Raw genomic sequence first — 16,201 nt, forward strand, 5'->3', positions numbered from 1 at the left:
ATATTCGGCGGTTATAGGCGGCAAGCTAAGCACCGCCTTCTCCGCCGTGATGCCCGAAACAGCTCTCTCCGGCCGCATTGTCTCCGAAGTTGATGACTGCGCGAATTTAGTGTTCAGCTTGCAAGTCATTGGTATAAAAAGTGATTGCGAGATGCCCAATTTGATCGTTTGTGATTTCCGTCTGGAGTGAGAACGAGACCGGCATCCAACTTTCGAACTAGATCGGCCTTTGGCCTGCTGCCGGTTTCGTGCACAGGTCGTTAAGCTAACCCGGCCTTCTGCTCGAACTCAACCGGGCTGACATAGCCGATGGTCGAGTGTCTGCGAAGTGGGTTGTAGAACCTTTCGATGTAGTCGAACACGTCTGCCCTCGCGACATCGCGTTTTCTTTAGACCTTCCTGCCGATCCGCCCGGTTTTGAGCGACGAGAAGAAGCTCTCCATCGCGGCATTGTCCCAAACGTTTCCCGAGCGGCTCATCGAGCATTGCACGCCGTTGTCGGCCATGAGCTTCTGGAACTGCTCGCTGGTATATTGGCTGCCCTGTTCCGAGTGATGCAGAAGCGCGTCGGGCTTTCCACGCCGCCAGATGGCCATGACGAGGGCGTCGGTGACGAGCTGCGCGGTCATCTCCGGCTTCATCGACCAGCCCACGACGCGCCGCGAGAACAGGTCGATGACGGCCGCGACATAGAGCCAGCCTTCGGCGGTCCAGACATAGGTGAAGTCGGCGATCCACTTCCGGTTCGGACGGTCAGCATGGAATGCCCGAACTAGAACGTTCGGCGCGGCAACCCGAAGCGCAAGCATAGGAACAACGGCATGCTGTCAACCGTTGACTTCGAAACCAGGCAGTAGAACCTGAACGAGGCAGGCGTCGGGGGAACTGCGGGCGCCTCACATTGGCACAGTGCGATGCGGTCAGGAGGGGGCATTCACGCCATGAACGGAGCCTCGGAACGCGCTGAGGCTTGCGCTCGCTGACGTTGCTCAGAACGTATTGACCGAGAACCCGACGAAGACCTGGTCGCTAAGCAGAAGATAGCCGCCGCGAAGGCTTACGGGCGACGTGCCGAGACGCTTGCTGATGCTGAGGCTTGCCTCGTCATAGAGGGTGCTGCCCCCGCGCGAGAGGCCCAGGGTGATGCCCGATTTGGCAAAGGTGGTCTGCGCCTGCAGGAAGAACGAGCGGTTGACGCTTCCCACGCTGGCCTGCAGGAAATAGCTGCCCCAGCCGGTGCTTCGGTACCGCTGCGCGCCGCCAGCCAGACCTAGCTTCACTTCGGAAAGATCACCGCCGCCAAAGGCAAGCGCGGGCCCGCCCGACAGCGTCAGGCCCTCGATCCCGAAATCCCACGGAAGCCGGCGCGTCACGCTCAGTCCGGCACTGACGCCGTCCCCGTAGTCGGTTCCGGACGCACCAAAGGTGAAGTCGCCGCGGGAAACACTCAGTACGCCACCCGTGGTGTTGCGTGACACGTCCAAGCCCCAGTATTCGCCATCGGCATGCGCAGAGCCGGCCAGCAAGGCCGAAGTTGCCGCTGCAAAAGCCAGATGTCGCGCCGCGGATTTCAGTAGATCCAAGTTCATGGGGCGCCTTGCCTGTGCGTGCGAGTGAGGAGGATAACACCGCGCAGAGAATTTGCCATCCCCCGGCGTCGGGCCGGCTGATCGTTGCCCAGGCCGATCGACGTCCGGCGTGGTCAGCTTCTTGCTTTCCGCGCCGATCGGCGGACGGCATGCTCCGCTGCCTGGGCCGCAGCCTCGCTCAATCATTGGCCTCTACAACTGCCAGCGCCTCCCGCACACTCTCGTGCCACGGCTGAGCGACCCGGCGATACCCCTCTTCGCTCCGGTGAACGCCGCTCGCGGAGGCCGTGGCCGAGGTTCATGACGCAAGCCCCTCGCTCAGCGACGCCGGACCGGGGTTGAAGGTCACGCTCCACTTTCATCCCGCGCCGGGGTGAGGGCGAAATGACCCGCGGCGGGCGTCCCCGCCGTTCCGGCTGTGAAGGTTAAATCCCGGGCAACAAGGCGCAGATCTTGAATCGCAATCACCTTCAGCGGGCAGAAGCCATAATTCTGCCCTCAAGCCATGCGTTGGTCTGATGACCAGAGCTTGGGGAGGAAGGGGCTGCCGGATCGGCCCGCTTGGTTTCCGGGCCTTGGTGAGGATACCGCGCGGAAGGAATTTGATGCCCGTTTCCAATGGCGAGCAGTCGCTTGACCTGGTTTTGCCGGGCCAGTCGATGACGGTGAACAGCTGGATGGTCTCGGATTGGAACGCAGGCCAGTCCAGCCTTCTGCAATGGTCGCCCGACAACGTCCGAACGGCTTCGGACGGGGTGGTGGACTATATCCTGAGTGCGGCCCCCGCAGGCTCTGAACGGCCCTATCTGGGGGCCGAGGTCCAATCCATGGCCGCGGTGACCACTGGCCTCTGGAGCTGGACCGCGCAGGCGCCCAAGATGGTGGACGGCGCGGTCTTCGGGCTCTTTACCTATCGGGCGGATTGGCAAAACCAGCCCTGGGTCGAATTTGACATCGAATTTGTAGGGGCCGACACCCACAAGGTGCAGCTCAACATCCACATGGAAGACCCCGCAGGCAATCAGGTCCGCCTGGACCAGAGGCCGGGTGGCCCCATCACCGTCGATCTGGGCTTTGACGCCTCGGAAGGGTTTCACCGCTACGAAGTCGCCGTCACCGAGACCTATGCGGTCTTCCTGGTCGATGGCGTAGAGGTCGGCCGCTTCAGCGCTGCCGACATGCCCGGGAATGTCTGGCAGCTTGGCCCGATGCACAGCTTTGTCAATCTCTGGGCCGTGGCGCCGGCGCAAGAGGGTTGGGCGGGCCTATGGAACTATGGCGGCACGCCGCTCGTCGGGCGGGTGGCCCAGGTCTCGGTCGAGCCCGACGGCGCGCTTGACCCGGAGGTGCAGACGACGGGCCTGGCGGGGAACGGCGGTGCCAATTTGATCACCGGCACCGACGAGGCGGATCTGATCACCGGGCTGGCCGGCAACGACAGTCTGTCGGGTGGCTTGGGAAACGACAGCCTTTATGGCGGCGCGGGCAATGACAGCTTTGGGCTGGACGCGGGAAGAGACCGGCTTGACGGCGGGTCCGGGCGGGATCAGATCGTGGTGCACGGGACCTTGGGCGCGACCATTGACCTGGCGCTGACACAGGCGCAGGCCACGGGCCTCGGCCGGGACACAATCCTGAACATCGAGGACATTTACGGGGCCGCCGGCAAAGATCACCTGGCGGGTTCGGAGGGCGACAATCTTCTCTACGGCAACGGAAACACCGACACTTTGCTGGGCCGGGGTGGTGACGACACGCTGTGCGGCGGCGGGGCCGATGACAAGGTCTACGGCGGTACGGGCGCGGATGTTCTGTTCCTGGATGCGGGAAACGACCTGATGGACGGGGGCAGGGGCCGGGACTGGCTTTACGTCTCGGGCACCAGGGCCGCGACGGTGGACCTGGCCCAAACCGGGGTGCAGGTCACGGGTTATGGCAGCGACACCATCCTGAGGGTCGAGAACCTGTCTGGCAGCGTCAGGGGTGACCTGCTGAGCGGCAATGATGCGGCCAATATCCTGGTCGGGAATGGCGGCGCCGATACATTGACGGGCGCGGGCGGGGCCGACCGGCTGATCGGCGGCATGGGACGGGATCTGATGTTTGGCGGCGCGGGCAGTGACGTCTTCTGCTTCGAAGACATCCTGGAGACGGCCGTCGGTTATCGGCGCGACGTGATCGCGGATTTCACCCCCGGGCGCGATCTTGTTGACCTGTCGGCGATCAATGCCCATGCCACGGCGCTTGCGGATACGGCCTTCGCTTTTGCGGGCAAGACGGCGGCGGCCCATTCGGTCTGGCTCAGCACCCGCGGTGCGGACCTCCTCCTGCATGGCGATGTCACCGGAGACGGCAAGGCGGATTTCGAGATCAGGTTTCTGGGCATCCTTCATTTGACCGCCTCGGACTTCGTGCTGTGATGGCGTTCCTGGCTTGACCTGCAAAGGACGGACGTGTTTCAATCTTAGGATGAAAAAAGTGACAAAATCGAACCGAAAACGAGCAAATCTTCCGCCTGTGCGGATTGGCGCGTGACGGCAGGGGAACCGATCTGGTGAACGAGGCCCGCTTCTGCGAAGGTCAGATGTAACCGGTGACGATGTGCGCACTAGAACGGAGCGGGGACAATTCACCCGAAGCCGATACCAGAATTGCCGGAGGCTTGATGAGCAGCTACTTTGAACGCTTCGAGGATCGCGTTCCGCCCGAGCCTGTGCCGCATTCCGAGCTGCGCCAGATGCTTTACCAGTTCCTCGCGGTGATCAATATCGTGCTTGGCACCTGGTACATTGCCTGGCGCTGGACCGACAGCCTCAACCCTGCGGCGCTGTGGTTTGCCATTCCGCTGGTTCTGGCCGAGACCTTTGCCTTCTTCGGGTTGGTTCTCTTCACTTTCAACCTGTGGAAGACCCGCGACTATCCGATCCTGCCGCCGCCCGCCCTGATCGCCGATTGCGTTGACGCCGACACTGCCGTGTCGCGGCCGGTCGGGGTGGATGTCTTCTTCACCACCTACAACGAGGATGTCGATCTGGTGCGGCGCGGGGTCAGCGAGGCAGTCGCCCTGCGCTATCCGCATCCCATCGACCTTGTGGTCTATGTCCTTGACGATGGCCGCCGCCCCGAGATGCGCCAGATGGCCGAGGAGGTGGGCGCGCGCTATGTCACCCGCGCCAACAACATCGGTTTCAAGGCCGGCAACCTGCGGAACGCGATGGAGGTCAGCACCGGCGATTTCATCGTGATCTGTGACGCCGACACCCGGCCGCTGCCCACCTTGCTGGAGCGCACCTTAGGCTATTTCCGCGACCCGGATGTGGCATGGGTCCAGACCCCGCAATGGTTCTATGACCTGCCCGAAGGCACGCCCCTGCCAGAGGCGCTTGGTCGCAGGCTGGGCGGTTTCGGCCGTTTTCTGGGCCGCGCGATCACCAGGGTCGTGGGGCCCGTAAATGTGGGCGCCGACCCTTTCGCCAACGATCCAGAGCTGTTCTATCAGATCATCCTGCGCCGCCGGAACTGGGCCAATGCCTCGTTCTGCTGCGGCGCAGCCTCGATCCACCGCCGCGATGCCGTCGTGCAGGCCGCCCTTGGCAGCTTTTCGGATGCGATCACCAGGCAAACCCGCGCCGCCGAGACCGCCATCCGCAAACTGACCGGGGAGGGGACCATTGACGACACTGTCCTGTCGGCGATGGTTGCCGGCGTGACCGACGAGGAAGAATTCACGCCCTACCGCTTCCATGTCTCGGAAGACATCTACACCTCGATCACGCTGCACAGCGACACCACGAGGCGCTGGAAATCCGTGCTGCACCCCTGGATCGAGTCGCGGATGCTGTCGCCGCAGGATTTGCTGAGCTGGACCATCCAGAGATTCAAATATGCCGGGGGCAGCCTCGACATCCTGTTCCACGACAATCCCCTGTTCCGGCGCGGCCTGACCATGCCGCAGCGGATCATGTATGGCGCGACGTTCTGGTCCTACCTCGGCGGGATCTGGAACTTTGTCTTTCTGATTGCGCCGCTGATCTATCTGTTCACCGGAATTGCGCCGGTCGCGGCCTATACCGTGGACTTCTACAAGCATATCCTGCCCTTCCTCATCGTGAACGAACTGGCCATGATGATCGGCACCTGGGGCATCGCAGGCTACAAGGCCAAGCTCTGGTATCTGTCGTTCTTTCCAATCAACCTTCGGGCGCTCTGGACGGTGCTGAAGGGCGAGAAGATCAAGTTCCCGGTGACGCCCAAGGTCCGGCAGTCGGGCAGTTTCCACCGGCTGGTCCTGCCGCAGATCGCGATCGCGGTTCTCAGCCTCGCGGGCCTCTTGTTCGCGCTGACCTGTTATCTTGCGGGACTGGGCGCCTTCACTGCCGGGGGCCTGGTGGCCAACGGATTTTGGGCGGCCAACAATATATTGGCGATGAGCGGCATCATCCTCGCGGCGTTCTGGCAGCCGGATGACGATGAACCCGCCTTGGAAGAGGGACTGACCGCATGACGCTGAAAGACGGACTCCTGAAGGCGCGGGGGCATATCCTGTTCCTGATCGCGCTGATCACCGCCTTCACCATCGTCTATTATCTGGAGACCTGGGATACCGGCGCCGCCGACAAGACCGCCGCGATATGGGTGGCCGACCCCGCGCTCAAGATTCCGGAGCCCGCGCCGCGCCCCCTCACCCCGGAGGAACAGGCGGCGGCGGTGGCGGCCTGGGCCTATTTTCCTGCCAACCTGCGCCCGGAAACCGGTCTGGTGGATTCGGTTGCGGGCTTTCCCGCCTCGACCCTGTGGGACAGCGGCTCTTTCCTTGATGCGGCCATCGTCGCCGAACGTCTGGGCATCCTGCCCCCCGCCGAGTTCGATGCGATGATGTCAAAGGCGCTGGGGAGCCTCGCCCAATTGCCGCTCTTTGCCGGCAAGCTGCCCAACAAGTCCTTCGACACCAGAACACTGGCGATGACCGACTACCGAAACGCCCCGAGCGAGGTCGGTATCGGCTGGTCCGGGCTGGATCTGGGCCGGATGCTGGTGCCGCTTTATGTGCTTGCCACGCGCTATCCCCAGCACGCGGAGGAGGTGCAGCGCGTTCTGGCACGTTGGAATATCGCGACCTCGACCAAGGACGGGGTGATCGTCGGCGCGGAAAAGACCGAGAATGGCTATGACGTGCTGCAAGAGGGTCGCGTCGGCTATGAACAATATGCGGCGCGCGGCTTTTCCCTGATGGGTTATGACACCGGGGAAGCCATGCGCGTCGAGCGGTTCCTGAAACCCGTCACGGTCGATGGCATCGTCGTGCCAACCGACCGCCGCGCCGGCGAGGGATATGGCGGTCATGCCTTCACCCTGAGCGAGCCCTATGTGCTTTACGGGCTGGAATTCGGCTGGTCGACCCGGATCAGGGAACTGGCCTGGCAGGTTTACCTGGCGCAGGAAAACCGCTTTGCAAAGACCGGCATCCTGACAGCCGTGTCCGAGGACCAGTTGGATCAGTCGCCCTATTTCGTCTACAGCACGATCTACGCCAATGAGACGCCCTGGAAAGTGATGACGCCGAACGGCAAGGATGCGTCGGACTTCCGCCTGCTCAGCACCAAGGCCTCGATGGGCTGGGACGCGCTTTATCAGACCGATTACACCGGCAAGCTGGTCCAGGCGCTCGCCGGGTTGAAGACCGCTGCCGGCTGGCAGACCGGGATCTTCGAAAAGGATGGCAAGGCCGACACCGCCATCACGGCCAACACCAATGCCGGGATCCTTCTGGCCATGCATTTCCGCAGTCTCGGCCCGCTTCTGCATCCGGCCCAGCCGGCGCAATGACCTGAAACCATGATCCCGGAAGAGGAGACCTGATGCGTCCTGAATCTGTGATGGCCGGGCTTTGCAGCGTGAGGGCGCGCGGATGACCGATCTGCGCGCCAGATATGGCTATCCCCTGAACGCGCCGGGGCGCGATCTGCGCTTTGACTTCATGCGCGGCTTTGCCATGCTGTCGGTCGTCGCCGCGCATTTCGAGGCCTTCTCCTGGTTCAACTTCATCTTCTGGGAACGGCTTGGCATCATCTCGGCCGCCGAGCTTTTCGTGATCGCCTCGGGGCTGGTGCTGGGTCAGGTCAACCGGCGCACCATCGAAAAGGACGGGCTGGAGGGGGCGGCGATCAAGCTGCTTGGCCGCGCCTTCATCCTGTACCGGGCGCAGGTCGCGATGATCCTGATCGTGATGCTGGTGGCCCGCCTGCATGTGTTCGACATGGAGGCGGTGACGAGTTTCACCGACCGCTTTGCCAATATCAGCTATCGGCTGATCCCGCGCGAGGATGGCCCCTGGATGTATCAGCTGGGCAGCGTCATCCTGTTGCGGATCTCGCCGCACCAGATTCAGATCCTCAGCCTCTATGTGCTGCTGCTGGCCTTTTCGCCGGTGGCGCTCTGGCTGCTGCGGCATCGCATGCTGGGGCTTTATTTCACGATCAGCTGGGCGCTTTACTTTGCGGGCAAGCTTTCGCCGACGGACACGCTGGTTTTCGGGATGCAGTTTGAATATGCCTTTCCGATCCTGATCTGGCAGGTGATGTTCACCCATGCGCTGGCGGTGGGCTTCTTCAAGGCAGAAATCGCGGCCTGGCTGGACAAGGGCAAGACCCGCGAGGTCGTTCTGATCGTCAGTTGCGTGCTGGCTTTCGGGTTTTTTCTCTTCGCCCAGGCCACGCCGAACCCGTCCTTCCCGGCCTGGTCCCGGCTGGATCTGATGTCCGGGGACAGGTTTCAGGCGATCTACAATGCGAACTTCATCAAGAAATCCCCCGGCCTGCCGCGCCTGATGAATGTCGCCGTCTTCTTCATCTGCCTCTACGCGGCCCTGACCTATTTCTGGCAACCCATCGCGCGCGCCCTGGGCTGGCTTCTGATCCCGCTCGGGGAATCGAGCCTTTACGTCTTCATCGTCCACTTCTTCCTGATTGCCATTCTGGACCAGCTTCCCGGCTACTTTGACGGCATTCCGTCGTTTGATGCCGTCTGGCCGGCCAAGATCTGGGTCAACACGCTGGTCTACATGGGCACGATCGGGACGCTCTGGTACATGGTGCGCCACCGGGTCCTGTTCGGCATCATCCCGCGCTGAGACCTAGGGCTGGCCATTGGCCAGCGGAAGCTTGCAGGCCGCCGGGCCGTCCTTGGCGACCGCCACCAGTTCGGCGGGCCTTGCGGCGGCGGGGAACAGACTGCGGAAATGGCGGTAGGCAATCGCCTCCAGGACAAAGGCATTGGTGGCGCTGGTGCGGGTCGTCTCGTATCCGCCGGTCTCTTCGTAGCGCCCTTCGTACCAGCCGAGCGACGGGTCGAACAAGGGCTGCACCGACAGGTCCAGCGCATGGGTGTAGGGGCTGTCGAAGAAGGTCGCCATCGCGAAAGCCGCGCGCGTGGTGACGAGGGCGAGCGAGGGGCGCACCTTGCCCTCGGCATCGGTTACCGACCAGGGGTATCCATCGGCCATCACCGCGCCCACCATCGAGAAAGGCTCCACCGAGCGGCGAAAATCCGAGCGGGCGGTCAGGCTTCCCGTTTCGGCCAGCCGTTCGGCCTGGATGTCATGCAAGACCACCATCACGTCACGCGCGCTGCGGCCCCCGGACATCTCCTCGGGTGCGACCTGCGGCGCGGCTAAGGGGTCAAAACCGAACTCCAGCCCGAGGTAGGCGGGCGGGGTCGTGGTAATGGGCGCGGTGGTGCCCTTGCTTTCGTAGATCGGGAAAGCGGTCCCGTAGATGCGGATCTGGGCCGGCACCGGGGTTACCGGCGGCAAGGGCAGGGCCATGCCCCAGGCCCGGTATCCCTGCGCCGCATAGGCGTCATACCCGCGCGCGGTTTCCGGGGTGAACTCCGCACCCTTGTCCGAGGGACGGGCGGCGACCAACTGCTGACTGGCGGACTGCACCAGGCAGACATTCCAGCGCGCCACGGCATTGCGGATGTAGGGGGCGAACTGCGGATATTCCTCTGCGGCGATCCGCAGCCAGATCAGAAGACGACCGACATCGACCGCAGACCAGCCCGCATCACCCGGCTTGAGGTCGGCCCCCAGCATGTCGTTGTTCTCGGTGCCGTAAAAGCGGTTCGGCAACTGGTCGGCCGAGATCTGCATCGTGTTCAGAAACGCGAGCAGCGCGGAAAACGCGCGGTCCATCTCGCGGCTGTCGATGATGTCCATCCGCCGCGCCAGGACGAGTGCCGCCACCTGGTCGCCCACCGACCACATCGTGGCCACCGGAACGCCCGCGCGCGCCGGGACGAGCGTATTGGCCGGAACCGACGCCCGCGGCCCGGTCTGCAGCGGCGGGCGCTGCGGCGCCACGGGTTGTTGCACCACCGCCGGGCCCTGGTTTAACGACGGCGCCTTCCCTTGCGTCCCGATCGGCGGGGCCGCGACTTGCGGTCTGACAACCGGGGTCTCCGGGGCGAAATATTGCCAGGCCGCCCGCGCCCAGACCATTTCCTCTGCGCTTAGCGCCGTGGATTTTGACGGCGCAAGAAAGGCGGTCGGGGCCGGCTTCTTGGCGGGTTTCGCCGCTTTCGCCTCCGAAGCGGGCGGCGTCTTCGGGGGGGAAAGGGGGGCCGGCAGATCCTGCGCCAGCGCAAAGCTTGCGGTCAGCCCCAGGGTTGCAATCATGACCAGCGCCTGCGACAGCGACTTTGCACAAACTTGCTGCCGACGATGTTCTGCAACCGTGTTTTTGCCATGGAGAACAGCGGTGCGGATCATGGATGGCCCTCATTGCTTGTGGATACCCGACTTCTAACTTAGCCTTGAATGATTGTCTCGCCGGGCAGACGGACAAAATGCGGATGAGGGGAAGATCTACATGAAATGGCGTCTTTTTCAGTCTGTTGCCGTCATAGGTTCGTGTGTTTTGGGTCTTGTCGTGTCCTCGTCCGCGCGCGCCGAGCAGGCCTTGCCCGATCGCCCCTTGAGCGAAGCTTCCCTGATCGCACAACCGCGCAACGGCAGCCTTACCCCGGCCGAATGGGAAATGGCAAAGACGGCCTGGCTCTACTTCCAGCGCAACGTTGCACCCGACAGCGGACTGGCCAATTCCGCCGACAATTTCCCCTCGACGACGATGTGGGACACGGCCTCGTACCTCGCGGCGGTGGTGGCCGCGCGGGGCCTGGGTCTGATCGAGGAAAAGGAGGCCGTGGACCGGCTGGGCCTTTCACTCGCCACGCTGCAGCACATTCAGCTCTTTCGCCAGGAATGCCCGAACAAGGCCTATGACACCAACACGGTCGACCCCACCAATTACCGCAATAAACCGGGTGAGATCGGCTGCTCCGCGCTCGACATGGGGCGTCTGATGGTCTGGCTGAAGATCATCGCACAGCGCTATCCGCAGTTCGAACCGACCATAGCACTGACCATGCGGCGCTGGAACATGTGCGCCATCGCGCCCTCGACCGGCGTGCTGTACGGGGCGGCGATCGGTGGCGACGGCGCCACCGTGCACCTGCAGGAGGGCCGCCTTGGGTACGAGGAATATGGCGCGCTGGCTTACCGGCTTTGGGGCTTTGATGCTGGCGTGCCGCTGCAGCAGGCGCCTTCCGATTCCGTCTGGCTTTACGGCGTCGAAGTGCCCTACGACAGCCGCGACCCGCGCGACCTCGGCGCGCACAACTATGTGGTGACCGAAAGCTATGCCTTGCTGGGCATGGAGTTCGGCTGGAAGGCGCTGAGCGAAAACCCGCAGACGGAATGGATCGTCCGGGCGGCACAGAACGTCTACGAGGCGCAGCGACGGCGTTATCTGGCCACCGGCATCCTGACCGCGCGCACCGAACACCAGTTGGGCGAGTCCCCGTACTTCGTCTACGACACCCTGTTCAGCGACGGGACCGCCTGGGCCACGATCACCGAAAAGGGCGTCCTGATGCCGGAACACGCGGCTGTCGCGGTGAAAAGCGCGGTCAGCCTCTGGGCTTTGTGGGACACGCCCTATTCCCAGCAGCTGTTCGATCTTGTGGCCACGCAGTTCGACCCGGCCAAGGGATTCTTCGAGGGGATCTACGAGGACGGGCGCGGGGTGATCCCGGCCCTGTCGGCCAACAACAACGGAGTGATCCTGGAGGCCTTGCTGTTCAAGGCCGGGGGCACGCTACTCTGGCCCGAACCGGTGCGCAAAGACTGGTCCGGCACCGAGGACCAGGCGCGCGCCCATTGCCTGCCTTACGGAGCCACCAACTGATGGCGGCGTTCTACCGCTTGGCAAACTCATGCAGGGCGATCGAGGTGATCACCCGGTCAGCCATGCCCGCCAGTTCGCTGCGGTCGCCGGCGCTGAACTGGCGCGGCACCTTGTCGAGAAGACACAGCGCCCCAAGCCGGATGCCATCGAGGTAGATCAACGGGGCGCCGGCATAAAAGCGCAGGAAGGGTTCGCCCAGCACCATGGGATGGCTTGCAAAGCGCGGGTCTTCCAGCGTGTCCGGCACGACGAACACATCGTCGGCCTGAATCGTGTAGTTGCAGAAGGCCAGACGCCGGGGCATCTCGGTCAGATCAACGCCGATGCGGGCCTTGAGCAGTTGTGTGTCGCGGTCAAGAAGGGTCACCAGGGCAATCGGCACATTGAAATGCTCTTTTGCTTCCAAAACGATGGCATCCAGCTCTGGCCGGGCTTCAGGGCCGAGAAGGCCAGTTTCCTGAAGTGCCTCGAGGCGGGCAACCTCTCTGTGCTGGTCGGAGTCGCGGGTCATTCGGACTTTGCCTTGAGATTGAGCATCTGCCTGAGCAGATCCAGTCCAAAACCATCCGCCTGTCAACGTACATGTATATGCAATTCGTTGGTTGTACGGTTTTTTGTGGCCAAATCTCTTCGAATCTGTCACGTCCACAGACAAAGGGGCCGTGAAGGTTCCGACCGTGTTGAGGCCCATTTCCTGGTATCCGTCCGATTTGGATTGCTCGCCTGCTGATGGGGGGGCTTGTTGGCATGACCTTGCGCGGTCGCATCAGAGAAGATTGCCCCATGACAATCCGCAACATTCTGATCTCGCTGTTCCTCCTGATGGGATTGGCGCTCTTCGCATCCGTGTCGGCGCAGATGTATGTGGCCTACGCTGACTATGGTGCTGCGTCGAGTTCGGCGAAATCGAACAGTGCGCGCGAATTGCTCGCGCGGCTGTCGGTCTCCGTGTCCAACCAGCGTACCTATTCCTATCTGGCGTTGCTCGGCACGCTATCGCCGAAGTCGGATCTGGCCGAGACGGGGAAGTTGGACAGTGCCCTGCTCGACAGCGCGGTCAGCATCGTGTCGGACCTCGGCACCCCGGAGGGGCGCACGACGATCAGTTCGATCAAGTCCGATATCGTCTGGCAGGACGAAGCGGTGGGCCGCGCTCTGGCCGCGGCCAACACGGGTCCGCAGGTCACCCTGGCGCTGCAGTCTTTCCAATCCTACTCAAATATCATCCGCAAGCTGAACTCCCTGCGAAGCGCCTTGCTGGCGCGCGAACAGCCGGTGGACAGCGTGACATCCCAGGCATTTCAACTGCGCCGGTTTTCCAGCCTTGTCCTTGAAAACCTGGCGCGCAACCGCCCGCTGATCTGGCAGATGGCGGTAGGGGAACCCGGGAAAGCGGCCCCCACGATGCAGGAACAGGCCGAGCGCAATGCCGCGCGGGCGGGCCTGACCATTGAACTGCTGAGTGACCAGCCCCATGCGCTTGGCGATCCGATTACGCAGAAGGTCGAGAAGGTGATCGACCTCTACAACACGCGGTATCGCCCGATCGAAATGCAGCTTCTGCGGGTGACCTCGCAGCAACTGCCCTTGGGGACGATCCCGCAGCGATGGAACGACAGCGCCGAGGAAATCACCGGTGCGGTCGCGGAGCTTCAAGAGGCTCTGTTCGACTTTTCCCGCGCCCGTCTGGCGGCGCTTGAGGCGGCGGCGCAGCGGCGGCTTCTGATGTGGGTCGGCATCATGGTGGCCGGGGCGGGCACCGTCTATCTGGGAACGCGCACCGTGCTGCTGCGCCTGGTGCAACCGCTCGGCGACTTGCGGGCCAGCATGATCCGCCTGGCTGATGGCGATCTCGAGACCCCTCTGCCGACCATCAAGTATCTGGACGAGGTGGGGATCATGGTGGATACCCTGCGGGTCTTCAAATCCAACGCCGCCCGCCGGGCTCGCATGCATGCTGAACGGCTGGCGCTGCATGACCGCCTGAAGCAGGCCTATCGGCAGTTGAAGCTTGATCTGGAGGCCGCGGCCGCCGTCCAGGAGGCGCTTTTGCCGGTGGCTTCGCGGCTGGGCGGCGTGCGGTTTGCAGGGCTGCTGCGCCCCTCTCATTTCATCTCGGGTGATACCTATGACGTGTTGCGACAGCCCAATGGCGCGGTGCACTTCTTTCACATCGACGTGGCCGGCCACGGCGCTGCAGCGGCTCTTGTTTCGGTGGCCTCGCACAGCACCCTGACACAGGCCGTGCTGAAGCGGCGCAGCGGCGAGACCCTGGCCGAGACGGTTGCCCGCATCAACCTGGACTGGCCCGAACATCTGCCGTTCTTCACCATGGTCCTGGGCGAGTTGAACCCGGAGTCGGGTCAGGGCGTCCTCATCCAGGCCGGTCACCCGCCGCCGATCCTGCTGCGCAGTACGGGCGAGGTGGAACAGATCGGCGACGGCGGCCTTCCGGTTGGCGTCATCAGCGGTGCGACCTACGAGGAGGTGCGCTTCAGCTTCGGGCTGGGCGATCGCCTGATCGTCTATTCGGACGGCGTGACCGAAACCGAAAACCCCGAGGGCCAGGCCTTCTCGGAGGAGCGTTTGCTGGACTCCGTGCGCAACCTTGGGCGGATGCCGACGGACAATCTTTTGAGCCATCTGATCGAAGAACTCCGGCTCTGGCGCAGTTTGGAAAGCTTCGAGGATGATGTAACAGTTCTGATTTTGGAGGCGACAGAGAATGCAGATAACTGAAGAAATCCGCGAGTCGGTGCTGATCCTGACGATCGACGAGAAACGGCTGGACGCGGCAAGAGCTCCGGCTCTGCGGGAGGCAATCTCGGGTCGGATCAAGGATGGCCACAGGCAGATCGTGGTCGACATCGCTGCCGCCGACTTCATGGACAGTTCCGCCCTGAGCGCCCTGATCTCAAGCCTGAAATTACTGGGGGCGCAGGGAAAGATGGCCATCGCCGGGGCCCATGGCCCGGTGGAGCGCCTCTTCGCGCTGACCCGGATGGACCGCGTGTTCTCGCTCAACGCGACGACAGGCGATGCAATCGCGAAACTCTTGGGATAGCGCGGAGCAATATGGAAACGGATCGAGTCTGGAGAATTGAAGCCGATTACGACGCTGTCACAGATGTCGCAGTCGCCGTTCGCCATCATTGCGAAGGTCTGATGCAACCGCAGGACGCGGGCGACGTCGAACTTGTCCTGGTCGAGGTTTTGAACAACCTGATCCGGCACGGCTACCGCGACGGCAAGGGGATCATCGAGGTCAGCGCCCATTTCCACAAGAACGGCTGCCGGATCAGGGTGGTCGATTGGGGTCTTCCCATCCCCGACGATGTCCTGGAAGCCGCCCGCCAAGGGGCGAGCGGGCCGGATTTCGATCCTCTCGACCTGGAGAACCTGCCGGTGGGCGGCATGGGGCTGCCGCTTGTTTTCGCGGTTATGGATAGCGTGGGTTACACCAGCGAGAAGGGGCGCAACGAACTGTCCCTGATCCGCCGCCGCCGGGACTGACGCAAGCCCCATATCGTTGATCGAGCCGACCCGCACCGAAACCTGGCCCGGGTCGCGCCGAGAAACGATGCTGACCGATCTTTTCGGACCGACATTTCAGGAAAGAACAGCGCCCGCTTCGGGGGGCGTGGCCGCGATCGGCGACACCTTGCCGCTTGGCGCAGGGACGACGACGCCGGAGGTCCCACTCCCCCCTCGGCTGGCAGACCTATGGCACCTTTGCCCGGACCCACGTGCAGGCTGAATAGCACTTCGGGTCCTCGTGAGAGCAAGATTCCTGTGCGGATTCGGGCGGTCACCTAGCCCCGCGAAATGGGCAAACCCAGTTCCTCACGGTTCTTCAAGACCAGCTTGGAATCCATTCGCCTTGCAGCAACGATGTATATGCTCTTCCCGCCGTCGCTGCGCAACGAGGCGGACCAGCTGCATGAACGCGGAATTGAGGTAAGCCATGAAACGGTGCGGTTCTGGTGGAACCGGTTCGGCCCGATGTTTCCTGCCGGGATCCGCCACAAGCGGGTCGATCGAATGCAGTCTTTGCCCCATTGGCGCTGGCACCTGGACGAGGGTTTCGTGAAGATCAACGGCGTCAGGCACTACCTTTGGCGGGCCGTTGACCACGAGGGAGAAGTCCTGGACGCTCTCGTCACAATGCGCCGGGATCGCAAGGCTGCATTGAAATTCCTCAAGAAAACGATGAAGCGGCACGGTCGTTCGCCTGTCCGCGTTACGGACAAGCTGCGGTCCTACGGTGCGGCGCTGAAGGACCCTGGATTGGCTGACGGTCGCGTGTCAATCGGCCCGCAAAACTGACCCCGTATCGGCGTTCAATTTTGACCCCCTTTTGGCGTCGAG

11 protein-coding genes and 2 pseudogenes are annotated in these 16,201 nt (G+C 63.0%); 9 read left to right on the forward strand and 4 right to left on the reverse strand.

The genetic code is table 11. The features are described from left to right. Nucleotides 1-260 precede the first annotated feature (260 nt). Nucleotides 261-791, reverse strand: a pseudogene (locus AC1DVR_RS19885) (IS3 family transposase); the annotation flags it as partial. Between the two features lie 198 nt (nucleotides 792-989). After that, nucleotides 990-1,589 carry a hypothetical protein gene (locus AC1DVR_RS19890; RefSeq protein ID WP_478002348.1) on the reverse strand — a complete coding sequence of 200 codons (600 nt, stop codon included), beginning with the start codon at nucleotides 1,587-1,589 and terminating at the stop codon, nucleotides 990-992. A gap of 605 nt (nucleotides 1,590-2,194) precedes the next feature. On the opposite strand from AC1DVR_RS19890, the gene AC1DVR_RS19895 reads away from it, so the two are divergent. The 4 genes from AC1DVR_RS19895 (at nucleotide 2,195) to opgC (ending at nucleotide 8,718) form a co-directional block, all read left to right on the forward strand. Continuing rightward, on the forward strand, nucleotides 2,195-4,009 hold the full coding sequence (locus tag AC1DVR_RS19895) for a family 16 glycosylhydrolase (RefSeq protein ID WP_478002349.1): 1,815 nt from the start codon (nucleotides 2,195-2,197) through the stop codon (nucleotides 4,007-4,009). Between the two features lie 245 nt (nucleotides 4,010-4,254). Next, a complete protein-coding gene (locus AC1DVR_RS19900; protein WP_478002350.1) occupies nucleotides 4,255-6,093 on the forward strand; it encodes a glycosyltransferase family 2 protein in 1,839 nt (612 codons plus the stop codon). Further along, on the forward strand, nucleotides 6,090-7,415 hold the full coding sequence (locus AC1DVR_RS19905) for a DUF3131 domain-containing protein (protein ID WP_478002351.1): 1,326 nt from the start codon (nucleotides 6,090-6,092) through the stop codon (nucleotides 7,413-7,415). Before AC1DVR_RS19900 ends, AC1DVR_RS19905 begins: the two co-directional genes overlap by 4 nt. 82 nt (nucleotides 7,416-7,497) lie before the next feature. Beyond that, a complete protein-coding gene (gene opgC, locus AC1DVR_RS19910; RefSeq protein ID WP_478002352.1) occupies nucleotides 7,498-8,718 on the forward strand; it encodes an OpgC domain-containing protein in 1,221 nt (406 codons plus the stop codon). A gap of 3 nt (nucleotides 8,719-8,721) precedes the next feature. On the opposite strand, the gene AC1DVR_RS19915 is transcribed toward opgC, so the two are convergent. Then, entirely contained in the window at nucleotides 8,722-10,263 is a 1,542-nt protein-coding gene (locus tag AC1DVR_RS19915; protein ID WP_478002353.1) for a DUF3131 domain-containing protein, read from the reverse strand. 298 nt (nucleotides 10,264-10,561) lie between these two features. Between AC1DVR_RS19915 and AC1DVR_RS19920 the strand changes: the two genes are divergently transcribed. After that, entirely contained in the window at nucleotides 10,562-11,833 is a 1,272-nt protein-coding gene (locus tag AC1DVR_RS19920; protein ID WP_478002354.1) for a DUF3131 domain-containing protein, read from the forward strand. 10 nt (nucleotides 11,834-11,843) lie between these two features. Here the strand turns inward: AC1DVR_RS19920 and AC1DVR_RS19925 are convergent, their stop codons facing one another. Beyond that, nucleotides 11,844-12,344, reverse strand: coding sequence for a GAF domain-containing protein (locus tag AC1DVR_RS19925; RefSeq protein WP_478002355.1), 501 nt, complete (start codon nucleotides 12,342-12,344; stop codon nucleotides 11,844-11,846). Nucleotides 12,345-12,616: 272 nt separating this feature from the next. On the opposite strand from AC1DVR_RS19925, the gene AC1DVR_RS19930 reads away from it, so the two are divergent. The 4 genes and pseudogenes from AC1DVR_RS19930 to AC1DVR_RS19945 form a co-directional block, all read left to right on the forward strand. Beyond that, a complete protein-coding gene (locus tag AC1DVR_RS19930; RefSeq protein ID WP_478002356.1) occupies nucleotides 12,617-14,572 on the forward strand; it encodes a PP2C family protein-serine/threonine phosphatase in 1,956 nt (651 codons plus the stop codon). Then, entirely contained in the window at nucleotides 14,559-14,897 is a 339-nt protein-coding gene (locus AC1DVR_RS19935) for an STAS domain-containing protein (protein ID WP_478002357.1), read from the forward strand. The genes AC1DVR_RS19930 and AC1DVR_RS19935 overlap by 14 nt, the downstream gene beginning before the upstream one ends. 11 nt (nucleotides 14,898-14,908) lie before the next feature. Further along, on the forward strand, nucleotides 14,909-15,346 hold the full coding sequence (locus AC1DVR_RS19940) for an ATP-binding protein (protein ID WP_478002358.1): 438 nt from the start codon (nucleotides 14,909-14,911) through the stop codon (nucleotides 15,344-15,346). A 312-nt stretch (nucleotides 15,347-15,658) separates the two neighbouring features. After that, nucleotides 15,659-16,129: pseudogene (locus AC1DVR_RS19945) on the forward strand (IS6 family transposase); the annotation flags it as partial. Between the last annotated feature and the right edge of the window lie 72 nt (nucleotides 16,130-16,201).

It is taken from the genome of Rhodobacter sp. P2_H5, assembly GCF_056403335.1.